Source organism: Rhodoligotrophos appendicifer (assembly GCF_007474605.1).
GTDB lineage: Bacteria > Pseudomonadota > Alphaproteobacteria > Rhizobiales > Im1 > Rhodoligotrophos > Rhodoligotrophos appendicifer.
The window spans coordinates 349,963-371,615 of the sequence record NZ_VHKL01000003.1 but is presented as its reverse complement, the minus strand read 5'-3'; the positions used below and the strand labels follow the sequence as shown (position 1 = coordinate 371,615).

The 21,653-nt window shown below is 57.3% G+C and carries 19 protein-coding genes and 1 pseudogene; 12 read left to right on the top strand and 8 right to left on the bottom strand.

The annotated features are described in order from the left end of the window. Positions 1 to 8: 8 nt before the first annotated feature. From FKM97_RS08665 to FKM97_RS08655, 3 genes are all read left to right on the top strand, one after another. Positions 9 to 2,363: a baseplate megatron protein TIM-barrel domain-containing protein gene (locus FKM97_RS08665; RefSeq protein ID WP_246104994.1), complete on the top strand. Its 2,355-nt coding sequence runs from the start codon at positions 9 to 11 to the stop codon at positions 2,361 to 2,363. A gap of 106 nt (positions 2,364 to 2,469) precedes the next feature. Then, positions 2,470 to 4,032, top strand: coding sequence for a site-specific integrase (locus tag FKM97_RS08660; protein ID WP_170240821.1), 1,563 nt, complete (start codon positions 2,470 to 2,472; stop codon positions 4,030 to 4,032). 97 nt (positions 4,033 to 4,129) lie between these two features. Next, positions 4,130 to 4,333, top strand: coding sequence for a hypothetical protein (locus FKM97_RS08655; RefSeq protein ID WP_144292002.1), 204 nt, complete (start codon positions 4,130 to 4,132; stop codon positions 4,331 to 4,333). 96 nt (positions 4,334 to 4,429) lie between these two features. On the opposite strand, the gene FKM97_RS27180 is transcribed toward FKM97_RS08655, so the two are convergent. From FKM97_RS27180 to FKM97_RS08625, 7 genes are all read right to left on the bottom strand, one after another. Beyond that, complete coding sequence (locus FKM97_RS27180; protein ID WP_170240820.1) at positions 4,430 to 4,816, bottom strand: phage tail terminator-like protein; 387 nt, start codon at positions 4,814 to 4,816, stop codon at positions 4,430 to 4,432. Between the two features lie 17 nt (positions 4,817 to 4,833). After that, a complete protein-coding gene (locus tag FKM97_RS26520) occupies positions 4,834 to 5,199 on the bottom strand; it encodes a hypothetical protein (RefSeq protein WP_205014841.1) in 366 nt (121 codons plus the stop codon). After that, positions 5,196 to 5,732, bottom strand: coding sequence for a DnaT-like ssDNA-binding protein (locus FKM97_RS08645; protein ID WP_144292000.1), 537 nt, complete (start codon positions 5,730 to 5,732; stop codon positions 5,196 to 5,198). The genes FKM97_RS26520 and FKM97_RS08645 overlap by 4 nt, the downstream gene beginning before the upstream one ends. After that, a complete protein-coding gene (locus FKM97_RS08640) occupies positions 5,729 to 7,177 on the bottom strand; it encodes a DUF4055 domain-containing protein (RefSeq protein ID WP_144291999.1) in 1,449 nt (482 codons plus the stop codon). The genes FKM97_RS08645 and FKM97_RS08640 overlap by 4 nt, the downstream gene beginning before the upstream one ends. A 30-nt stretch (positions 7,178 to 7,207) precedes the next feature. Beyond that, complete coding sequence (locus FKM97_RS08635; protein WP_144291998.1) at positions 7,208 to 9,613, bottom strand: tape measure protein; 2,406 nt, start codon at positions 9,611 to 9,613, stop codon at positions 7,208 to 7,210. Between the two features lie 760 nt (positions 9,614 to 10,373). Then, a complete protein-coding gene (locus FKM97_RS08630) occupies positions 10,374 to 10,967 on the bottom strand; it encodes a recombinase family protein (RefSeq protein ID WP_144291997.1) in 594 nt (197 codons plus the stop codon). A 305-nt stretch (positions 10,968 to 11,272) separates the two neighbouring features. Continuing rightward, positions 11,273 to 11,569, bottom strand: coding sequence for a hypothetical protein (locus FKM97_RS08625; protein WP_144291996.1), 297 nt, complete (start codon positions 11,567 to 11,569; stop codon positions 11,273 to 11,275). A 418-nt stretch (positions 11,570 to 11,987) separates the two neighbouring features. On the opposite strand from FKM97_RS08625, the gene FKM97_RS08620 reads away from it, so the two are divergent. Next, a complete protein-coding gene (locus FKM97_RS08620; protein WP_144291995.1) occupies positions 11,988 to 12,578 on the top strand; it encodes a hypothetical protein in 591 nt (196 codons plus the stop codon). 284 nt (positions 12,579 to 12,862) lie between these two features. Here the strand turns inward: FKM97_RS08620 and FKM97_RS08615 are convergent, their stop codons facing one another. Then, positions 12,863 to 14,974 carry a primase-helicase family protein gene (locus FKM97_RS08615; protein WP_144291994.1) on the bottom strand — a complete coding sequence of 704 codons (2,112 nt, stop codon included), beginning with the start codon at positions 14,972 to 14,974 and terminating at the stop codon, positions 12,863 to 12,865. A gap of 535 nt (positions 14,975 to 15,509) precedes the next feature. On the opposite strand from FKM97_RS08615, the gene FKM97_RS08610 reads away from it, so the two are divergent. The 8 genes and pseudogenes from FKM97_RS08610 (at position 15,510) to FKM97_RS08580 (ending at position 21,651) form a co-directional block, all read left to right on the top strand. Beyond that, on the top strand, positions 15,510 to 15,749 hold the full coding sequence (locus tag FKM97_RS08610; protein ID WP_144291993.1) for a hypothetical protein: 240 nt from the start codon (positions 15,510 to 15,512) through the stop codon (positions 15,747 to 15,749). After that, entirely contained in the window at positions 15,749 to 16,273 is a 525-nt protein-coding gene (locus FKM97_RS08605) for a hypothetical protein (protein WP_144291992.1), read from the top strand. The genes FKM97_RS08610 and FKM97_RS08605 overlap by 1 nt, the downstream gene beginning before the upstream one ends. Continuing rightward, the gene (locus tag FKM97_RS26515) at positions 16,270 to 16,491 is read left to right on the top strand and encodes a hypothetical protein (RefSeq protein WP_205014839.1); all 222 of its coding nucleotides are present in this window, start codon (positions 16,270 to 16,272) and stop codon (positions 16,489 to 16,491) included. The genes FKM97_RS08605 and FKM97_RS26515 overlap by 4 nt, the downstream gene beginning before the upstream one ends. A 207-nt stretch (positions 16,492 to 16,698) precedes the next feature. Continuing rightward, positions 16,699 to 17,052 carry a hypothetical protein gene (locus FKM97_RS08600; RefSeq protein ID WP_144291991.1) on the top strand — a complete coding sequence of 118 codons (354 nt, stop codon included), beginning with the start codon at positions 16,699 to 16,701 and terminating at the stop codon, positions 17,050 to 17,052. A gap of 556 nt (positions 17,053 to 17,608) precedes the next feature. Beyond that, positions 17,609 to 19,786: pseudogene (locus FKM97_RS08595) on the top strand (baseplate multidomain protein megatron); the annotation flags it as partial. Then, complete coding sequence (locus tag FKM97_RS08590) at positions 19,779 to 20,780, top strand: DUF2793 domain-containing protein (RefSeq protein ID WP_144291989.1); 1,002 nt, start codon at positions 19,779 to 19,781, stop codon at positions 20,778 to 20,780. The pseudogene FKM97_RS08595 and the gene FKM97_RS08590, both read left to right, overlap by 8 nt. Before the next feature lie 97 nt (positions 20,781 to 20,877). Next, positions 20,878 to 21,099, top strand: a complete 222-nt coding sequence (locus FKM97_RS08585; RefSeq protein ID WP_144291988.1) for a hypothetical protein — start codon at positions 20,878 to 20,880, stop codon at positions 21,097 to 21,099. Between the two features lie 228 nt (positions 21,100 to 21,327). After that, entirely contained in the window at positions 21,328 to 21,651 is a 324-nt protein-coding gene (locus FKM97_RS08580) for a PepSY domain-containing protein (RefSeq protein ID WP_144291987.1), read from the top strand. Positions 21,652 to 21,653: the final 2 nt, after the last annotated feature.

The following is a 21,653-nucleotide window of genomic DNA, read 5'->3' as shown; positions in this document are numbered from 1 at the left end:
GAGACCCCATGGCATCGCTGCTGCTGACCACCGCCGCCTCGGCGCTCGGCTCCTCCATGGGCCTCAGCACCATCGGCACGACCCTCCTGCAGGTGGGCGCTGCCGTGGCGGGGAGCGCCATCGACAACGCGCTGTTCGGCGGCGGCTCGGGCTCGACGCAGGTCGGTCCGCGGCTCACCGAGCTGGATGTGCTCTCGGCCACGGAGGGCGCTCCCATCCCCCGCGCCTATGGCCGGGTGCGCGTCGGCGGGCAGATGATCTGGGCGACGCGGCTGGAAGAGGTGATCGACAAGGACACCACCGAAAGTGGCGGCTTTCTCTTCATCGACGGGGCGACATCGACCCGCATCACCTATCGCTATTACGCAAATTTCGCGGTGGCGCTGTGCGAGGGCGAGATCGCCGCGGTGAACCGCATGTGGGCCGATGGCAAGGAGGTGGGGCTCGGCGGCTTCAGCTTCCGCATCCACAAGGGCGATGACGCACAGCTTCCCGATGCGCTGATCGAGGCGAAGGAGGGGGCAGGCCGCGCACCGGCCTATCGCGGCACCGCCTATATCGTGTTCGAGCGGATGCCGCTGGAGGCCTTCGGCAACCGGATCCCGCAGCTCAATTTCGAAGTGTTCAAGGTGCTGCCGGGACGGGTCGAGGAGCGGATCCGCGCCGTCAATCTCATCCCCGGGGCCACCGAATTCGGCTACGAGCCGGATACCGTCAAGCAGGTCACCCAAGGCAGCTGGGGGACGATCGCGGTGGGGACCGAGAACGCGCATCTGGTCCAGGCCGGCAGCGACTGGGAGGTCACGCTCGAACACCTCGCGGCGCTGCTGCCGAATCTGGCAGCCGTGAACCTGGTGGTCGCCTGGTTCGGCGACGATCTGCGCTGCGCCGACTGCAGCATCCGCCCGAAAGTCGATAATGGGGAGAAGGAGACCATTCCCCTCTCCTGGCGCGTCGCGGGGCTGACGCGGGAAGAGGCGGAGGTGGTGACGCTGGTCGCAGAACGGCCGGCCTTCGGGGGCACCCCCAACGACGCCTCCGTCGTTCGCGCGGTGGGAGCGCTGAAGGAGCGGGGCTATCACGTGACCGTGCTGCCCTTCCTGATGATGGACATCGCCGCAGACAATGGCCTCAGCGACCCCTATTCGGGAGCATCGTCGCAGCCGGCCTATCCGTGGCGGGGACGGATCACGGCCGATCCGGCGCCGGGGCGGCAGAATTTCCTGCCGACCACCGAGACGCTCAGCGCCTGGAGCAAATCCTCGGTCACGGTGACCCCGGAAGCCGGCGACACGCCCGCAGGCGTCAGCAGCGACCTGCTGGTGCTGCAGGATGCCTCGACAAGTGCCGGGGGGTTTGCGTCCTCTGCGGTCAGCGCGTTGATCGGCAAGCGCGCCACGGTGTCGGTCTATGTGAAGCGGGATGCAGCCGCAGTCGCGTTCCCCGCCCTGCGCGTGTTCACGAGGCTGTCCACCCATGCCGTCACGCTGCGCTACAATCCGGTCACGGACCAGGTGAATGCGCTGACCAGCGGTGCAGGCCTCACCCGGCACGGCTCCGGAATGGAGACGGAGGGAGATTTCCGGCGGCTGTGGATCGATCTCGAGGATCCCGCCGGAACCGCGTTTCGCGTCGATTTGTTTCCCGCCTTCGGAGCGGTGGGCTCCTTTCCAACGGCTGCGAATTCAGCGGTGGGAACGGCTCGTTTCGTGGGACCGCAAGCCACGCTGCGCCATGGGCTGTCCACCTTTTTCCCCAATAGCGGAACCGGCGCCCTGGCCGCCGACAAGACCGCGGCGGCGGCAACGCAGGTCGACGCCTTCCTGGGCACTGCCGCCGCGGCCGACTTCTCCTTCGACGCCGAGGACGAGCGTGTCGATTATTCCGGACCGGCGGAATGGTCCTACCGCCGCTTCATCCTGCATTATGCGGCCCTCGCCCAGGGCGCAAATGCGGATGCGTTCCTGATCGGCTCGGAGATGGTGGGCCTGACCCAGCTGCGCGACGGCGCCGGCAGCTATCCCTTCGTCGCCGGGTTGCAGGCTCTCGCAGAGGAGGCCCGCACGCTGCTCGGGGAGGATGTGGAGATCAGCTATGCCGCGGATTGGTCAGAATATCACAGTCACAGGCCCGACGACGGCACGGGCGACGTGCATTTCCATCTCGATCCGCTCTGGGCCCATGGCGACATCGACTTCGTGGGCATCGACAATTACCTGCCGCTCTCCGATTGGCGGGAGGGCCAGGATCATGTCGATTTCGATCCCGACCTCGGCCATGTCACGATCTATGCCCAGGACTATCTGCAAGGGCAGATCGAAGGCGGTGAACATTATGATTGGTTCTTTTCGTTAGACCCGTGAAGCGGGCAGCTTCTATAACATTATGATTTATAACGTATAAAAAAGTTGAGGGTAGGCAAAAACCTAGGTAAAAACCTAGGCAATATAGAACATGCGAGTCGCCCTCATGCGTGCATCCAAAAACAACTACGTCCATAAGTTGGGGCAGTCGACTAACCTCTATTATTTGCGGGTTGTCCCTCCAGACGTGGCGTCCAAAGTAAGGCGCAAGCGCTGGAAGGTAAGTCTGGACACATCCGATGAACGTCTCGCACAAACGAAAGCTCGCGAGCTTGCGGCCCGGCACGATCGACTCATCATTAGATTGAGGGCGCCCGATCCGATTGAGGAAGCGGAAGCCCTTCTGCCTTCCCTTACTTTCGAGGAGCGTCAGGCCATAGATGCCGAGGGAGGTGTCAGGGGCTATCTCAAATGGGTGAAGGATCGGCAAGCTTCCGGAGAACGCGCCGCTTATAAAGCCGAAATGCTTCATGATCTCGTGCACCTGGACGGAGAGGCGGACGAGGACGAGTCAGAGGCCACGATCGCTGCGCTACGTGCGGAGTCGGACGTTAAAGCCCGGCAGGTAGCCAAACACACCGAGACGCTTAAGAAACTCAAACTGGATCAGAAAACTGCAAAGTCAGGGGAAGAGGCTTTGACCCTGGTGGGACTTTACCCTCTTTGGTATGCGGCTAAGTCGCCTTCCGTCGGGATCCAGTTCCTTCAATCTGCCAAGCTCTTCCAGGAACTAAATCCTGGACTGAGGCTCACGGACATACGCGCAAATCATATCCGCGATTTCCGTAACACTGTGTCGCGCCTTCCGAACTTAAACCAGAAGGGGACTGCGGGACTGTCGGTTACCAAACTCCTGGCGATAGCGGAGAAGAAGAATCTGAAGAGACTCGCTCCTTCGTCTGCGGCGAAGCACTTGAGGTGTGTGAAGGCTCTCCTAAGCTTCGCTGCTTCTGAAGGATTGATAGAGTCTAATCCAGCATCCGATATCCGCATACACAGAGGGAAGGGGGGCCATGCTGAGACCGTGGCGAATAAGCGACGTTCCTTAGCACCCTCAGAGTTAGAGACCATCCTAGTGAAAGCCGAGGACGAATGGAAAGACGACGATCAGGCGCTATGGTTTCTGAGAGTCCTTATCTACACGGGGGCGAGGGGCGAAGAAATCGCCCAGTTGGCGCCGGGCGACATAAAGAGGATAGGCGGTGTCCACGTTATCCACATCCATGATCTCGGAACCAACAAAGTCAAAACCGCCTCATCGGTTAGGACTGTCCCGGTGCATCCGAAATTGCTTGCCGATGGATTCCTGGATTTCACAGCGAGGGCGGTCAATAGTCCTTATTTGTTCGATCTAAAACCCAACGGACAAGGGCGCCGGTACGCGAGTATAGGGAAGCGTTTATCGAAACTCATTCGCGGAAGGGCAGGGATTACGGACAAACGGGTCGTGGTCCACAGCCTCCGCCACACATTCAAAGACTCTAGTCGCCTCATCGAGGCACCGGAGGAAGTGGTCGAGCGCATAATGGGCCACTCCTCCGGCGATCGTAAAGTTGCCAGAGGATATGGTGACGCTGGGGCGATGGTCACACGGCTGGCAGGATGGATGGCTAAGATCGATCCATTAGACCCTAGGCGCGAGGTCAGTGAGTTTGAGAGTGAGGATTAGACCCGTGCAAAGCACTCAACCCTGTTCACTTTAAAGTCGAAGGAAACGCAACCTTCGACAAAAGGTTGAGTTGATTCGTAAACAGGGAGTAAAACCAATGCGAGACAACCGGCTCATCGTTCGGAAACTAAAGGGTGCCTGGGCAATTCGGTGCAATGGTCGCGACTATGACAACTTCCCGGATCAGCAAGACGCCGTTGATCGGGCAAGGACTTGGTCGTTGAACGCTCGTGCGCAGGGTTACACGGCGCCCATCCTTGTAGAGCAGGACGACGGCACAGCACCGGCGCTGGAGCAGTAACTAGCTTAAAAAGGGCTCCTCGCTTATGAGGTCAGAGGTAAGGGGTGGCGAGAAGGAGGTTGCTCCTCACTTTCTCCACCCCGCCTATGCATTACTTTAGCGCTCGTCTCTCAGATACGGTATGCGAACGACTAGGGTATAGAAGCCGCCGACAGTGCCGCCGTCACTGTAAGACGGCGTCCTGAAAAGCAGCCTTGCACTATCTGGTAGGTTTGCCCCCAGTTCCTGGAATGTCCGCCCTACCGTCTCGCCTGCTAGGTATAGAGCACGGGTACCCGTGTCCTGAGGTACGAACACGGTGACCTCAAGTCTTCCAACGTGCCGAACAGTGAACTGGGCTCCCAAGTTGGCTCGCAGCGATTCGCCATCGTTCATGCTCACCGAAAGAAAGAGACCATCCGGTTGGGCGAAAAGCTGGTTCGCCCAATGGGTCGGCGTGTCCGGTAGTGCCGCCGCTAGTGTCGAGGCAACGTAGGACCTCATAGATTCCATCGACACTGTCAGACCTCTCGGGTGTGTAAGATATGAAAAGAGGCACCTGGGACACCTAGAATGGCTTGGACATTCCATGTCCTTCCGAGAGCTATGATCTGGTCGTTTTCGGTAGGGGTGATCGGCAGAGATAGTGCAGGAATCAAACATTTACGATCTGTTTGAACGATGATCGATGTGTCCAACTCAGTAAGTTTAAATTGGACCAAGACGGCAGGAATAGTGAACGTCTGGACCGTGGTCGCTACGGTGTCGGATGTGGGGTCATAAGCACCCAACGTCACGTGTTTATACGTGATGCTCTCGACCAGATAGCCGATGCTCTCGAACGCATTCACTACTTGTTGTTTGACGAGATTACGCAAAACCATCATGCGCGGACAATCGTTGCGGATTGGGTTTTGGTTCCATTCGAAAATGAGACCACCAAACCTCGCAGGAGGTAAATCACTGATCGCGGGACTTCGGGAAGCCTGTAGCTCTCATCGAAGACGAGTTTGATGACATCCACTTCAAGTTCTTTCAGTCCGTCCTGCCCGCGATCGGTGCCAGGATCTCTGTCGAGGAGGAGCCGCGCCATCTCGATGGTGGCTTGCTTGACCTGGAGAGGGACCGCATCCGAGGCGAGGAACCGGCACTCGGTGCCTGGGACGAACGCCCTGGGCCACGCTAGTGCTGAGTTCGCAACAGTCTTGCGGCCTTGCCATCTTGCGCGCTGGTCGAGCTCCCTCGTCGCCCATCTCAGAAGGTATTCCTTGGCGGAGGCTGGTAAGTCAGCCCAGGCAGACCATGCGTGAGGGTTGACCACGAGATAGTCGTCGGCATCCTCGACTGTGGCATAGGAGGTCGCATCCGCGAGGCCGGTTCCGTCCTCGACGATGAATCGGTTTTCAGCGATGAAACTCATGCCGCAAGCCGATCTTGTGTGAGGTCCAGCCCCGGGAATGAGGCTGGATCTCGGAGTGCGTTGCTGAACTCAGCTAATGTCATCCAGTCCGGGACGATCGCGGCGCGTTGGAGGTACTCGAAGAGCACCTCTACTGTGATAATTTTATCACTATACATGGCATGGATTGCCCTCCACTCACGAGCACCAGCTGCGTCAAAATCGAAACCGAACGCGCGGGTCAAAGTGAACGTGATGCCGGATGGGTCATAGACATCCTGCCAATGCGCCCACCATTGGAGGAGATCGGTAAGCCCCGTTTCGATGGATTCCGCAATGCCGATGAGTGTGGAATGCTCCCCCGCCGATTTGACCTTTGCCGACGCATCGGAATCGGAGGCGGCTGCAGGCTGTATCCCGGCAAGCTTGCCACCGAGAGCGGCGACCATTGCCTCCTTTTCCTTTAGGGAGTTTTCCAGATACATTAGGCCGCTGCCGTTGAATTCGAGAATTCCAGGGCTGCTTTCAGTGTCGACCTCCCAGACAACGCTGGGTCCCAAAGTGTAAGACGTGGAGCTGCTGTCGCTCCCTGGTCCGACTGGGACGTAGTAGACCGGACTCGCCGTGTAGAAGCGCCCATGCTCCAGGTGAGCACTGGCTTTGTAATGAGCGTAGTTCAGGGTGACGATGTCCAGGATCGGCGGTTTATCAATGCCCGGATCGTTATTATTTGGGCCGAAGAACTTGAAGGGGATGTAATCTAGAGGTGTGCCTCGATTGAGGGCTGTCGACACCTCGTCGGCCTCCGTCCCGAGGTTTTCATTTCTATGGAGATACGAGCGGTAGACCCGGCTTCCGTCCGCCTCCTTATCCAAGCTCAAGACGCGATAGACTGTCCGGTACCTCTGCATCTGTAGACGGTCCGCATTCGTCTCAATTTCTCTCAGGACGACGTAGGTGAGTTGGATCTTCCCGCCGACTCGCTCGGTGCGCCAGTCGAGAATGTTTTCAGCCGAATACACGTTAAAGTAGCCGATGCTGTCTCGCTCTGTATCGACGTCCAGCATCACGCCGACTCGTCCCGTAAGAACCACTTCCTGAGCGATCTCACGGGCTAAGGCGTCAACAGACTGACCGTTGAGGGTCACGTCGTTTAGGCTAAGCCTGGAAGGTACGCCCTCAGTTTTAGGAGGCCGCTGGAACAGCCTTCCGACCATCCCGTTCGCAGTCCGAGCCACCATGTTGTAGAATGCGGTTCGATCGAGATAGGCGGCGTATTCGCTGGTGGTCATGTTGTCGAGGCGCGGGAGGTAGTTTGTGCCTTTCCGCTTTACCTCGATCTCGCCGAGGTAGGCGTCTCGAATGCTTTTCCAGATCGGCGACCAATAACTCAGGTCGGGGTGTGCAAATTGTGGGCTGTAAATACCTGCGCCGAGACGATCGGCTGCTGACGTGCCTAAGAACATAATGTGTAATATATACCTTTCTTTTTATGATTATCTAATACCAGAGGAGGGACGCATTCCGTATCTCCCTCTGTTGGCGCCGTCGAAGCGGCCTTCTTTGATCCCTTTGTTCACAGCCTTCTCGACCAATACTTCGAGCCTGATGTTACCCATGCCGTCATCCGACTTTTTGGTTGATACCTGACTGTCCGAGTTGTTGATGATCGTGACCGGCATCTCGACGTTGGGAGATGGTGCTGCGATTGCTGCCCGCTGGGCAGTGAGGGCGACACTGGAAAGCCCAGTCATGGTCGCGATGTTGCGCGCGTCCTGGGCTTCTGTGAGCACCCTTTCTCCCCGTTCGAGGACAGTCGGGAACTCTTTGCTGGTGAGCCCATCATGGAATTTTGGCGCCCCCATGAAAAGTGATGCCGGGAGGTGACGAGTATGAGGGTTGTAGTCGCCTACACGACCCCCATCGTGGTTAAAAAAGCTCATGATGGTGCTACCGATCATCCCTCCCATGCCACCTCCAGCGCCGCCCATGCCACCAGAAAGCATGTTCAGGACAGCCTGGAACGCGGATGAGATTGCCAGGGCTATCAACTTTTTATTCCAATCTTCCACCATGGCGGAGAAGTTGGCCTTACCGCTCAGCGCCATTTCAGCGATTCCATTCGAAAGGTCAGTGACTACGGTCGTCTTGAGATCGGTGAGTTTCTTCGCGGACTCGTCGAGCCCCGAATTAAAGCCTTTCCAAGCGTCGGTTGGTGCGTTCAGATTGTTTGGACCTGGAGCACCTCCGCCCGACGGACTGATGGAGAAGGACTCTCCATTAGGACCCGGCGTCGGCGTCGATCGTGGGCCAAGGCTGGACCCGCCTGTCTGTGCTTCAAACTCTGCTTTGAGGCGGCTGAGGTAATCGTTTGCGAAACTTTGATAGTAGCTGTCGCTGATGGCTTTCGAGTTGCCTAGATAGGTGGCCATCTGATCGGGAGGGACCGCCGACTTGCCGAGCCCGAACATGTCCTTGACGTAGGTGTTGAGGCCTTTGAAAGCCGCGATGATATTGTTGATATCGGTGAGAGTACCGCTCGCGAAGTTGGTGCTGAACACCTTGGCGATGTCGAATGAGCCTCCGAGGCCCTTAATGCCATCCGACAGTTTGACCATGCCGTCCGCGCCCTCCAGGATGAGTGTTGAAAGGGCGCCATTAATGCCATTAGTATCGCCGCTGATTTTGGCGAACGCGTTGTCAAAGACGACGAGGGCGCTGGAAACGGTGACCTTTTGAGACTCAAAAGACTTCGCGATGGCATCGGCCTGACCAGTGAGGGAATCTTGAATCTGCTTTGCGCTAATACCGCCCGCGCGTGCAAGTTTGATGAACTCTCCGGTGGTCAGGTTGAGACCGCTCGCCATTCGGTTGAGTAGATTTGGACTACCCTCGATGATTGAGTTTAACTCTTCTGCGCGGAGGATTGCTCCATCGCCTCCGCCGAGGGTCTGGGACAGCTGCGTGACCGCATTAGCGGCGCCCTGGGCAGTTGCGCCGAGGCTGGCGGATTGGGAGATGACCTGAGTTAGGGATAGGGTGGTCCCCAGATCCTTACCGGCAAGTCTGAGTCGCGTATACAAACCGCTGACCGCTTCGAGGCTGGAGCGGCTTTCGCGGGCAATTCGAAATAGCTCCGCCTGTGCGCTTGCCAGTTCATTTGTGGATTTCGCGGTGAGGCCAATTTTATTTTCGAAGTTGGTCCATGTGTCGGCGGACCGGACAAAGGCACTGCCTCCCATGATCCCAGCCAGACCGATCAGTCCTCCCCGGAGGGTGCCAGCGGCGAGTGAGACATTGGACATCGCGCTTGCGAAGGTGCCGAGCTTGCCACCAGCTTTACCGGCTGAGAGCTGAAAACCTAGGAACGATTTTGCAGCTCGACCTACAACACCGTCAGCGCGGGCTGCTTCCATCCGGGCGGATTGTGTTGCCTGGGCGAACTGCGACATGATCCGGTTTCGGTCATGACCTGAGTTGACACCTGCCGCAAAGCCACGGTTCAGGCCATCTATCGCGGTGGTGACGGATGCAATAGAGGCCTTCGAACCTCCCATATTGTTTAGCTGTTTTGTAAGAAGCGCGGCACTTCGCTCAGCGCGGTTCTGGGCAGCGATGTTGCGGAAGAGTTGAGCTTCCTGGTCGCGGAGGAGTTTCGTGGCGTCGACGGTGCCTGTTGAGGTCCGAGGGATGGCTGGACTACGCGGGGCGCTGATCATGCGGCCCCCACCTGGAGCGGCAGAGGAGATCCTGGGGGCGGGAACCTTGGCGGCAGCCTTTTGTGCGGCGTTGAGTTTCTCGACGGCGATTCGAATCTTATCGAGGCCGCTGACAACCTGCTTGGAACCTGCAATGGCCTTCTTTGCATCGATAGCAAATTCTAAGGTATGGCGCTCAGTCATTTAGGACGCCGCGATCACCGAAAGCTTGTAGCCATCGGGGAAGTGCACGCGTTCAATTGCGTTAGCTGGGAGGAGCCGGTCGGAGGTGGTGGCGACGGGACTTGTGCCGATAGCGATGCAAACCGCAGAGTCGGCGATTACGCGCACAAAACGAGTGTCCGAGTTCATCGTTACAAGGACGGCGGTTGCTGAGGTCGCGATCTTCCTGGAGGCAATAGCAGGCTCGCGGGGGGTCTCGTTTAAGAGATTTGCGGAACCATCGCTCGCAATTGATGCGAACTCTGTAATATAGATTGACACATGTTGAACTCGATCGGCTAAATACGATGCCGAGGGACTAAAATGAAATAGAAATCATATTTCTATTTTAGAAAATGGAAAAAGTCAACGTGAACCATCCTTGGATTAATTTTATAAAGGAGATTTTTCCTTATATTGCAATTCCTATTGTCGTAATATTTTTCACGCCTCTGGGTGAAATATTTAAGCCAATGATAATATTGGCTCTTCTCATAATTCTTTATAAGCTTCTAACTTCCAGAGTGAAGCAGGGAGAGCGTCGATATAAGTATGGTCTTGCTGGAATTGTATTTGTAATTCTTGCAATAATAATGGTTTTGGTACCAAACCCAAAGCTCAGTAACTCGGATTTTTGCGTCGAGACAAGAAGCAACCCGTGCTGAAACTATTGTGGGTTAGGCTGACAGCTACAGGGCGCGTTTGAGGGCCACAACCCAGGGGTGCGTCAGGGTCCCTCCCACTACGGACGAAACTTCATTACGGTTGCAGGGCTGACGCCTGTTGCCTCGGCTGTCTTGCGGATCGATAGCCCCTCGTTCAATGATCGGCGAATGCGATCGACAGTAGCAGGCTTAAGCGTCGGGCGCCCGAATGCGCGACCTGTCTTTGTCCCTGTCTTACGCGCTCGCGCTAGCCCAGCGTTGACGCGTTCAACAATCATGGAGCGCTCGAACTCAGCGAACACACTCAGCATCCCGAACATCGCCTTACCTGCTGGCGTCGTGGTGTCGAGCGCCTGTTGATGCAAAAAGAGATCGACATTGCTACTTCTAAGATCTGCTAGGGAACCAACGAGATCCTGCAGTGACCTGCCCAGGCGATCAACTGACCACGCCATGACCACGTCAAACTTGCGGCGGGTGGCGTCCTTCAACATGGCATCCAACTGAGGCCGCTTGTCACGACCCTTGGCGCCGCTGATGCCGTGGTCCTCATAGACCTCGACAACCTGCCATCCAGCGTGCTCAGCGACCTCGACAAGGGCAAGGCGCTGATTGTCAGTCGTCTGTTCCTTGGTCGACACCCGGAGATAGATCGCCGCACGCTTGTTCATCTGCATTCCTCCAATGAAATGACCCTATCACCGGCTGTACTAAAAAAGAAGTGATATTTGGCACGGAGATTGATGGGCTGGAGAGTGGCGGATTTGCTAGCTTTGATTACAGTTTTTCAGAGGGGTTTTTTGGTACGGGGCCATAGCCAATTAAACTGACCTGGGTGTGTCTTTTTGGCAACAGTATCAAAAAGATACCGAAATACACGTTAAAGTTGAGATAACGTAATATTCTTGCGCGAAAGTGCTTAGGCTGCCGGCCTGTGTTTGGTCAAATTGCGCCCCACCGAGTGGCACAACTGCGATCACACCGACTTAAAAAAAACGGCAAATGCCCTGAGCGCTGCCTGGAGTTGGTAAAGGCTAAGAAGGGTTGCGCCAACTACGCTTATAGCAAGTGCGTTGGACCACCAATAGATGATGCGATCCTGCAACTCAGGGTCAGTCTTTTCAGCCTCAAAACTTTCTATCCATGCAAATGAGTAAATTGCTAGGAAACCGGAGAGTAGGCCGATAGTCCCATGTGACACCATTTGTTTTGCAAGAAGTCTGAGTTGTTCTTTCTCCAACACATCTCGGATTATGGTAGCTGTAGTAATCATAATCGCTCCATTAGCGAGCATGCTAGCATTGGCCCCCTGCCTAGCAATGTAAGCCAGCCTGAGCAATGGTTTTAGAACGGGACACTGATCATACCTTAACATAGGTTTTATATTCCAGATTTGCAGAAATTTACAGAACGCCAGCCTGGGCTAGCAGTTTGTACACGAAGGCTTCTTGAGGACCCGTGAGTAGCCTTCGTTCTACGATGCGGCGTTGTATGTCTATCAAGGCTTTCTCTTCATAACCGTTCAACGTCCCAGTCAGTAGAGCGGCGTCTATCTGAGCCGCCAATTTGGCCAGTCCTTTTGCGTTCATAGGTGACCGATACTTCTGGTCAGTGATAGTAGGTAGACGAGTAAACGACGGGCGTTTATCAATCATAGTTTCGTCCTCCCCGAGATTTTTCGAGAGTTGAGCATGGAATGGCCACAAATCATAGCCTTAGGCTTGGGGAGCGGTCTTATCTCCGCTCTTTTTACTTTTGGCCTCGGGTACTGGAAAGAACACTATTTTATTAAGAAGGCTCAGCAGATAGATGCGACATACCTCGGACTAAGGATCACCAATTCCCTTGATCGATTTATTATCGACACGGGACAAGCTCTTTCCGATTACAACAATCATCTCTTCAGTAAAGGAGAGGAAGGGGCGCCTCTGGGTAAGGTATGGAGTATACCTCAGTTTCCAGAAGACAATTCCTGGAAATACCTAGACCTTGCTCTATCCGCACGCCTTTTGAATCTCTCTACGGAAACCACGTTGGAATGGAATGCGATTAAGGAAATGGCGGAGTTTGGTGGCCGCGAAGAGGCCGACGACGCTCTAGCGCGAGGTTATGCGAGGATGGGTCTGCAAGCTCACACTCTGGCGAGCGATATTCGCGAACTGTATAATATCCCTGCGCTTCCCCAAAATCCCGGCTTAAAGTGGAGCATGCACGTCATGGAGGGCTTCGCTAGAGAGGGGCGAGAGCAGTTCACTCCGGTAGCTGTTATAAACGTCTATTAGTACGGGTCACCGCTTTCATTCCTTAACAGGCAGCGCGGGAACCTGTTAAGAAACCTGTTGGCGATTTTTCGTTTCTTTTCAGACTCTTAACAGGATTAACATGTTTAACAGGTAGATTCACTATATACGGATCAAAGAGAGATAACACACACCCTCAGTCGGGGAGCGGTTACCAATAGCGATTGCTAGCCTGTTTATACTGTTAACCTGTTAAAACGTTGATTTTGAACGAAAAAAGTCTAACAGTTTGAAATTGCATCCAGTTGCTTTCAGTTTGGATACTGTTAGGCGGCTCTCTTCCGAGGCTCGAACTCCAGGCCGTCTTTCTCAAAATGAGTTTGCATGTCCTTTGCCGGAGGGAGGAAGTATGGACGCGATCCGTCGCTTTTCTGCCGGTCTGATACCAAGCCAGGAATTAGTGCATGAAGCGCCCTTCCCAAGGCTACCCGTGATAGCTTGCGTTTAGTGCCGGTGGGATAGCTGCTGTCGATATAGCTCCAATAGAGCTGAAGGGCATCGTCCTTACTAACCTCAGTCTCATCCTGCCAATTGAGTTCTATCCTCCTGCAGTCCGAAAGGAACTCTCCTGAGCGTAAAGCCTCTACTATCCAGGCCTCGTGCGGCTCCATGCTCTGCTCAGCCTGTTCAACCAACCATTTCGTCTTGATGGGCTTCCTCAGGTTAGCCTTACTGAAATCCCACTCGAGAAGTTCGGCAAGCATGGCTTCCTTTCCTCCAGATTTCATCTGCAGATCGATATCACCAAAGTACTTCGTGTCACCGCGCCTTTGATCACCCACACCTAGGACGAAGTAACGGCGCTCCCTGAGAGATGCAGGGACAACCCATGCCTCATTGGAGATGAAGGCTAATGCTGTATAGCTTTCACCCTGTCCAGCGGTTTTAAATTTCGCTTCGTATTGTACTTTGCCGCCCGTGATGAGATTCTTTAGAGCCCCATGATCCTTGTGATTTCCAGCCCATATTGACTCTTCACAAACAAGAAGGAGCGCCTTGCGGAGGTGGTCATTGAACCGCCCGGTGATATGTTCTTGCTGTGTCGCAATGATTGCATGAGGCTTGAAAATCTCAGCGTACCACTCGAACAGTTTTGATTTGCCTACCCCCTTTTCGCCTATCAGTACAACGGCACTCTCGGGCTTCTTATCGGGGTGCTGAACCTTGAACGCCATCCAGGACATCAGCCACTCATAATGTACTTTGTCACCCTGACAGATGTTGTCCAACATGTGAGTTTTTAGCTTATCCCAACTCCCAGCCTTGTTCGGCTCGAAGGCTAGACCGCAATACTCGTTCCAATACCCTTTATGGATCTTGCCATCAGGGAAAAAACCGATGCCGCTTGGGAAATTGAGTCTGTGCTCAGTTTCATACCAAGCTCGCGCCACATAACCTTTTCGCGTTTTCCCTGAACTATCTTCGTAATAATATGAATCCCATAGATATAAATCAAAAAAAGCTTGCGGTGAGTACAGTTCGTAGGTCTCATCGCGGCTCTGGGGGACTCGGAGGACGTAATGCTTCTTGTCTTGGATAATAAAAACATATCGTTTGTTGTAACGTTTTTCATATGCATCTTCTAAATCAAACTCTTCATCATTATGTTTCGATTTGGAATTTTTGGCCTCGTGAATTTTTTCGGAAGATTTCCGAAGTCTATCAAACTCTGCTTTTACTTCAGTTTCCGTAAAACCAGACAGTGAGGCGATGAGTTTGATCGCGTTCCCTATGACCAACGGGGGGTGGGGCGGACCAATCAATATACCACGGCAGACATTTGAAACCTGCTCGGGGTCGCGAGTCCCGGTCACTCTAGAGCGTATGTAATCCTGGATGGAGACGGTGTCCTCGTCTGCCTCATCCTCATCCTCGTTTTCATCTTCAGCCGGAGCCACGAAGCTCTCTAGCGCCTCCATCGTGACCTTGTCCTTGACGCAAAACTGGTCGAGGAAATCGTTCCGTTTCAAGTGAGCACATGCCGGATCAGGGCAGCCCATCTCAAATCCAGAATCGGCGTTATCCGAAGCGTTGATCACATAGAAGGATGTGGGACGGTCAAAGGATTGGTCAGCATGAGCTGTCTCGTTTGGGCACTGCCAGAAGTACCCTTGCTCGTCGGCGCCCGGTCGATAGCCTAGATCCCCCTTGCGGTGATGCAAGCGCATGAAAGTTTCTGCGTCGAACGTGGAGGAGAACTCCCGTTCAAAGCGGAGAAGGTCGCCGGTTACATACTTCGGTTTGTCATCTGGGGGAGGAGTGTCCGACTTAAATCCTGTCGGCTCGTCGCCTGGAATATGTTGGCTTTTGGAATTGTCGTTGGCGGCCTTATCGGCGCGCGAATTATCTTGAAATGAATCTTGGGCGTGCGTGTTCATTATAGTTCTCCATGTGCGGTGCTTCACCTCCGGCTGATTGGGGTATCTGTAGGCTCCATGACTGACGGGGTAGTAGGACGGCGTTTGCAATTCGCCGTCCAAGCCGGTCACAGAGAGTTGATCCAGTTCATCGCTTCTGGCGGCAAACCGAGATGTTTTACCATCTTGACTTCCTATCGCACATGTGGGTTCGGAAGTCAATCCCTGAACCACGCCACTAAATAGTGGCGCAGCAGTAACCCGCCTCCAGCTTCATCCCCTTTGCTTGATCAATTTACGCCACTATTAATATTCAAGTGGCTCACATTGACTTTTCAGGGAGAACTCCTCATTGTCCGCAAATGAAGACTCGATCCATCAAGAACAATACCAGGTCCAACCACTCCCGGAAGGGAACTCTCCCAACCAGCGTAGCTTTGCCATTTGATCTTGTAGTCCGATTGCGCCTACAGGCCGTGCACCACTCAGTGTCTCAGCAATCCATTATTGTCGCCGCTCTTCGCGAATATTTCGCAAGCAAGGAAACTAATTAATCATGCCCACCGCTATGCAAAACGCCCATGCAAGACTTATTGCCCGTCGCATCCGCGATTTTTGTCCAGTTGCAAAACTCGACGTGACCAGAATCGAGGAAATTATCCCCATCGTTTGCGCTGATGAGTACGTCGCGGTCGCCCTATTTACCGGCGCTCGCAGGGAGCAACTCCCAGATGCCGAATTGCTCGCCGTTATGCACAACAGCCCGGCGCTCACGCCGTACAGGCTCGCGAACTAATGAGCGACGCTCTCAAGCTCCGCAACCGTCGCCTCCTAGTCCATCGCATCGAGGAGATCCTTGCCTCCAAGGACCTCAAGACGATCGATGGAAACCTACCGCTAGAGAACCGCCAAGCCCTCATCGCGGACATCTTCGCCGACCCTTGGGGCGCCTTTGCAGAAGATGACGCCGCTTCACTGGCTCAGGAACATCTGGAACGCATCGTCCTCTCCAGGACAGCGCAGGACCGCCGCGCCGGTATCGCTCTCACCCAACAGATCACACGGATCGAGAAAGATGCAGCCGACCGGGCGACATCCGCAGCGACCCGCCGCGATCACCTCCTTAGCCAGATCAGAGCCATCGAGGAGAGACCAGCGAACACCTTACGCCAGACCGACATGGTGGAAATTCTCAGGCTTCGCCGTTCGCTGCAGGACGAGCAAAGGACTATCGATCAGCCCATGTCGCCAGCCGAGCGAATGGATCTCGCCAATTATCAGCAAGCTGCAGATGCCCTGGCTCAGAGGACTGAATCATGACCACCACCAACAAACCTCAGGCGTGCATCGGCGGACTCGACTCAGCCACCTCTTGGACCACCACCAGAAAACACTCAACGATGCCCGAGCGATTCACCACTGAGCAAGCGATCCTCTATTGGACGCACATGGCCGCTGGGAGTTCAGGCGCCCATCGCACCCAGGCGCTTGAACGCGTCGAGAGACTAAGGGCGAGGCTCGCCGATGCCAGTGAGTAAGTTGCGGACCCGCAGGCCCAAGCGCGTCCCTCCCACGACTGAGGAAAAAATAGCAAAGATCCGGCGGCAAATCCAAAGCATCAGAGATCGGCATGCCGGGTATCAACGCATAATTGAAGAGTACATCATTCACCGTGACAATCACTTAGCAGCTGTTGTCACCCTGGAAGCCGAATTGGACTTCTTACTCAGTCAGGAGGCCGCCCGGTGACCGCCTACACGCGGCGCGAACTCGAAGAAATCAACGATCGCGTCTGGGACCATATCTGGTTCGCAACCGACGCGACCGACTACGGCGCACACCTCGACGGATGGACAGATCCGACCTGGAACAAGGCCAGCAACTCCGGGTCATTTACGGTGGAGCTGACGGACAAGAGACACATCTTCGAACTCTTGGCGGACTTCCAGTCTGCCGATCTTAAGTCTCCCAACTTCGACATTGCGATCCGTTTTGACTGCACCAGCACGAAGGACGATGTCCCCAACGGTTACAGACTCAGATTTGCATATTTCGCCCGACCCTACTCTTTCGCACTGGTAGGAGAGGACGAAGGCTGAGCCTGGGGGCGCCGCACTCCTCGGCGCCCCCAGAAGCTCGCATCTCACTCGCGCGCTTCGATTTGCGCAATATCCAGACATGCCTGCAACCGAGCAGCCAATCGCCGTGTCTCCCTATATCCCACCACCGTCTGAGGTTTCGACACCTGTTCGTTTAGATCGTAAGCAGCGCGCACGAGTTGCCCGCAAACTGAATCAGGCAACACAGACCCAACCTCAAATTCATTCGTCATGTTTCGTCCCCTCTACTTCGATAAGGGGAGACTAGATGCAATTAATTACGGAGTCTACTTAAATATTCGCACTAGATGTGTTGTTATATTTTCAAACATTGGGTGTTTGTATTTATAACAAGATAAATATCAGAAGGGAACTTCGTCACTCAGGTGCTTCATAGCCTGTCTGCAGTACATCAATCAGAGATTATGCCCTGAGCTGATCGGATATTTGAACATAGGGCATTAAGAAGGCGCCAGGGTAGGCAAAAATACCGGTCCGCTCAAAGACAGAATTGTTTAAAATCAAGGGGTTACGTGGGTAAAACTCGTATGATTGGTTCTACGCCGATGCCGAGGCAAGGCGGGCGCAGGGGCGGTCGCCGATCACGGATGTCGCTTATGGGAAGCCCTGGGTCTTCCGCAACAAGGATCTGAGGAGCTGGTGGGGGCAGCCGCATCACGACAGGCCGGGCGGGGTGGAGGCGGTCTCCGCCACCGCCTGGAGCGCCCAGAGCAAGCCCATCCGCTTCGTCGAATGCGGCTGCCCCGCCATCGACAAGGGCACGAACCAGCCAAACCTGTTCTTCGATGCCAAATCATCGGATTCGGGCTTGCCGCCCTTCTCCACCGGGGGCCGCGACGACACGATCCAGCGGTCCTATCTGGAGGCCGTGCACCGGTACTGGCACCCCGATGCGGGCAACAATCCGACCGGCAGCTATGACGGTCCCATGATCGATGCGGAGCGGATGGCCGTCTGGGCGTGGGATGCGCGGCCGTTTCCGTCGTTTCCCATCGATCGCAGCGCCTGGGGGGATGCGGAGAATTGGAGCCAGGGGCACTGGATCTCCGGCCGGGCGACCGCCGTCTCGCTGGCGGACCTGCTGCAGGCGCTGGGTCAGGATTATGGGTTCACGGATCTCGATACCGCCGGCCTGCACGGGACCGTGGATGGCTATGTCCTCGACCGGGTGCTGTCGTTCCGCGATGCGGTGCAGCCGCTGGAGGTGATGTTCGGCTTCGACATGGTGGAGACGGGGACTGCGATCCGTGCCGTCTCGAAACAGGGATTGGCGCCGGCGATCACGGTGAGCGAGGACGAACTCGTGGAGGGCGGCGGCGACGGGCACATTCTCGCGCTGACCCGGCGGCAGGAGACGGAGCTGCCCGATGTGGCGAAACTCCGCTTCATCGAGGGCAATGCGGATTACCGCGCCGCCGTGGCTGAGGCGCGAAGAGTCCCGGGGGCGACGGCGCGGGTGGCGCAGGCAGAGGTCGCGGTGGTCCTGGATCAGGGACGCGCCGAAGCCGCCGCGGACAGCTGGCTGCAGGATCTCTGGGTCGCCCGGGAACAGGCCGGCTTCACGCTGCCGCCGTCGCGACTGCGCATCGATCCCGGCGACGTGGTGAAGCTCGAGAGGGCGTCGGGATCCCGCATTCTCCGGATCGAGCGGGTGAGCGAACTCACCTCTCGGACCTGCGAGGCGCGGGCCTTCGATGCCGATGTCTTCGCCTCCGCCTATGTGGCGCAGCGCCATGGGGGCGCGCTGGGCGGTGCGGTCGCCCCGGTCACCGGGCCGCCGGCGATCGGCTTCCTCGACCTGCCGCGACTGCGCGATCAGGACCCGGACTGGGCCGGCTATGTGGCGGCCTATGCCAAGCCCTGGCCGGGCGCCGTCCACCTCTATCGCTCGCCCCAAGGCAGCGGATATGCGCTGAACACGGTGCTGCAGGCGCCCGCGGCGGCCGGCGAGAGCCTGGAGGCTTTCGCAGCGGGACCCACCGGGCGCTGGGACCGCGGCAACCGGCTGGTCCTGCGCCTCTATGGAGGGGCTGCCGCGTCCCTGCCGGAGCTTGCCGTCTTCGGCGGCGGCAATCTGCTGGCGATCGAGACGGGCGAAGGGCGCTGGGAGGTCTTGCAATTTGCCGATGCCGAGCTGGTCGGGCCCCAGAGCTGGGCCTTGTCGATGCTGTTGCGCGGCCAGTTCGGCAGCGAGGGGGAGATGGCCGCTTCGATCGCTGCCGGTGCGCGCTGTCTGATCCTGGATGGAGCGGTCGTGCCGGTTGCCATGCAAGCCGCCGATGTGGGGCTGCCATATCATTATCGCGCCGGTCCGGCCGGCGACGACATCGGCGCCGACACCTATCTGACCCTGGAGCATGCCTTTTCCGGGACGGGGCTCCGGCCCTACAGTCCCGCCCATCTTCGCGGGCGCCGGGAGGCCTCCGGAGACATCCTGATCCAGTGGGTCCGCCGTACCCGCCGCGGCGGGGACAATTGGGCGCTCGCGGAGGTGGCCCTGGCCGAAGAGCGGGAGGCCTATGTGGTCGAGGTGCTCGACGGATCGGATGAGGTGGTCAGGACGCTGGCCGTGGACGAGGCCTCCGTCCGATACGAAGCCGCGCAGCAAGCGGCCGATTTCGGGACGCCCGCCAATGATTTTGCCGTGAAGGTCTATCAGGTCTCGGCGACCTATGGCCGGGGCACGGCGCGCAGGGAGATCATCCATGTCTGAGAGCGAGCATCTGCGGCTGCCTTATCTCGAGGCCGCACAAGCGCAGAAACATGTGACGGTGAACGACGCCTTGGACCGCCTGGACACGCTGGTGCAGCTGGCGGTGCTCGACCGCGACCTCACGGCACCCCCCGGCAGTCCGGGGGAGGGCGACCGCTATCTGATCGCACCGGGGGCTACGGGCCTCTGGTCAGGGCACGGCAACGAGATCGCTGCCTTCCAGGCCGGGGCCTGGATGTTCCATGCGCCCCAGGAGGGCTGGCTCGCCTGGGTGGCGGACGAGACCCTCGCGCTGGTGTGGGACGGTGCCGCCTGGGGCGGACTGCCCATTTCCGCCGCAGCGCTGCAGGATATTGCGCTGCTCGGCATCGGGACGGTGGCGGATGGGAGCACTCCCCTGGCGGCGAAGCTCAATGCCGCGCTGTTCACGGCCAAGACCGTGAGCGAGGGCGGGGACGGTGATCTGCGCTATACGATGAACAAGGAGAGCGCGGCGGACACCGCGTCGCTGCTGTTCCAGAGCGGCTATTCGGGTCGGGCGGAACTCGGGCTGACGGGCGACGACGACCTGCACCTCAAGGTCAGCAGCGACGGGTCAAGCTGGCATGACGCGCTCAGCGTCGACCGGGGGAGCGGGGCGTTGGCGATCGCGTCTGGCTTCACGGGGGCGCATGCCTTGTCGCGCCAATGGCCGGCCCTCGCTGCCGGAACATTGGCCATCGACTATGCCGACGGGCAGCATGCGGAGGCGACGCTCACGGCCAATGTCGCCGTGCTTTCGGTGACGAACTGGCCGGCCTCTGGCGGGCAGCTGCTGCTGGTCGTGAAGCAGGATGCCACGGGAGGACGGAGCTTCGCCTGGCCCTCGGCCTGGCAGGCGGCCGGCGGGAGCAAACCGGTGGTGAGCAGCGGCGCCCATGAAAAGGACCGCTACCTCTTGACCTATGACGGCGCGGACGTGGTGATCGATGTGCTGGGCCAGGCCTATGGGTGAGGCCAGAGGCGGGGTTGGGAGGCGCCTTTCCTGGCCCGATCCCCGTGGCCGGATTCTCCCTCCCGCCCCCGCAGAGGGGACAGAAATGCGAGGTGACATGAACGGACTTTCCGTCGAGAGGGAGCTGGGGGAGATCAACGTCAAGGTCGAACGGCTCGAGGAGGAGATGCGCGAGATGCGCGCCGACCTCAGGGCGGTGCGGGACGCCATCGTCTCGGTGAGCGGGGGATGGAAGATCCTGCTCTTGCTCGGCTCGGTTGCGGGCATGGTGGGCGCCCTGGCTGCCAAGGTCATGCCGTTTCTGAGCGGGGGGCGATGAAGGACATTGCAGCGACCCAGGCCACGGGTTAGCTTGGCGCCGCAATCGACAGGGACAGGGGAGTGGACGTGTCGCAGCCAGTGTTTTCGCACCGACCCCTCGTCCCGAGAACCGCCGGGCGCGGCGGCGGAAGGTCCGCCTTCGAGGCTCCGAGCAAGGGTCCCCGACCCATGTTCATGCTGCATTCAGCCCTTGCTTCATAAGAGACGTCACGGACACCCACGCAAGATGGCAATGACGCTCAAGGACCTCGCCATAGCTTCGGCGCTCATGATAGTCGCCGCGACACAGGTCTCCGCCGCCCGCCTGCCGTTTCCCGGTCAAGCCGCCGAGACTGACACCGCCGAGGTCGTGGTCATCCAAGACACCAAGAGCCATCTGGTCACGAAATACGCCGCGGCGCGCGCGGCTCAGAAGGTCGTTCCGGGCAAATTGCTCGATGTTCAGCTTTCGAAGCGCGGCGACCCCGTCTATCTTGTCAAAGTCCGGGACGATGAACGCGTGCGGATCATCGTCGTCGATGCCCGGACGGGACAGGTTGTAGGTTACTGAGC

Excerpts from the sequence above, each read along its gene's own strand:
- FKM97_RS08615 (WP_144291994.1), bottom strand. The coding sequence starts at position 14,974 with ATGAACACGCACGCCCAAGATTCATTTCAAGATAATTCGCGCGCCGAT.
- FKM97_RS08660 (WP_170240821.1), top strand. The coding sequence starts at position 2,470 with ATGCGTGCATCCAAAAACAACTACGTCCATAAGTTGGGGCAGTCGACT.
- FKM97_RS08610 (WP_144291993.1), top strand. The coding sequence starts at position 15,510 with ATGCCCACCGCTATGCAAAACGCCCATGCAAGACTTATTGCCCGTCGC.
- FKM97_RS08635 (WP_144291998.1), bottom strand. The coding sequence starts at position 9,613 with ATGACTGAGCGCCATACCTTAGAATTTGCTATCGATGCAAAGAAGGCC.
- FKM97_RS26515 (WP_205014839.1), top strand. The coding sequence starts at position 16,270 with ATGACCACCACCAACAAACCTCAGGCGTGCATCGGCGGACTCGACTCA.
- FKM97_RS08590 (WP_144291989.1), top strand. The coding sequence starts at position 19,779 with ATGTCTGAGAGCGAGCATCTGCGGCTGCCTTATCTCGAGGCCGCACAA.
- FKM97_RS08640 (WP_144291999.1), bottom strand. The coding sequence starts at position 7,177 with ATGTTCTTAGGCACGTCAGCAGCCGATCGTCTCGGCGCAGGTATTTAC.
- FKM97_RS08645 (WP_144292000.1), bottom strand. The coding sequence starts at position 5,732 with ATGAGTTTCATCGCTGAAAACCGATTCATCGTCGAGGACGGAACCGGC.
- FKM97_RS27180 (WP_170240820.1), bottom strand. The coding sequence starts at position 4,816 with ATGAGGTCCTACGTTGCCTCGACACTAGCGGCGGCACTACCGGACACG.
- FKM97_RS26520 (WP_205014841.1), bottom strand. The coding sequence starts at position 5,199 with ATGATGGTTTTGCGTAATCTCGTCAAACAACAAGTAGTGAATGCGTTC.
- FKM97_RS08605 (WP_144291992.1), top strand. The coding sequence starts at position 15,749 with ATGAGCGACGCTCTCAAGCTCCGCAACCGTCGCCTCCTAGTCCATCGC.
- FKM97_RS08655 (WP_144292002.1), top strand. The coding sequence starts at position 4,130 with ATGCGAGACAACCGGCTCATCGTTCGGAAACTAAAGGGTGCCTGGGCA.
- FKM97_RS08620 (WP_144291995.1), top strand. The coding sequence starts at position 11,988 with ATGGAATGGCCACAAATCATAGCCTTAGGCTTGGGGAGCGGTCTTATC.
- FKM97_RS08630 (WP_144291997.1), bottom strand. The coding sequence starts at position 10,967 with ATGAACAAGCGTGCGGCGATCTATCTCCGGGTGTCGACCAAGGAACAG.
- FKM97_RS08585 (WP_144291988.1), top strand. The coding sequence starts at position 20,878 with ATGAACGGACTTTCCGTCGAGAGGGAGCTGGGGGAGATCAACGTCAAG.
- FKM97_RS08580 (WP_144291987.1), top strand. The coding sequence starts at position 21,328 with ATGGCAATGACGCTCAAGGACCTCGCCATAGCTTCGGCGCTCATGATA.
- FKM97_RS08625 (WP_144291996.1), bottom strand. The coding sequence starts at position 11,569 with ATGATTACTACAGCTACCATAATCCGAGATGTGTTGGAGAAAGAACAA.
- FKM97_RS08665 (WP_246104994.1), top strand. The coding sequence starts at position 9 with ATGGCATCGCTGCTGCTGACCACCGCCGCCTCGGCGCTCGGCTCCTCC.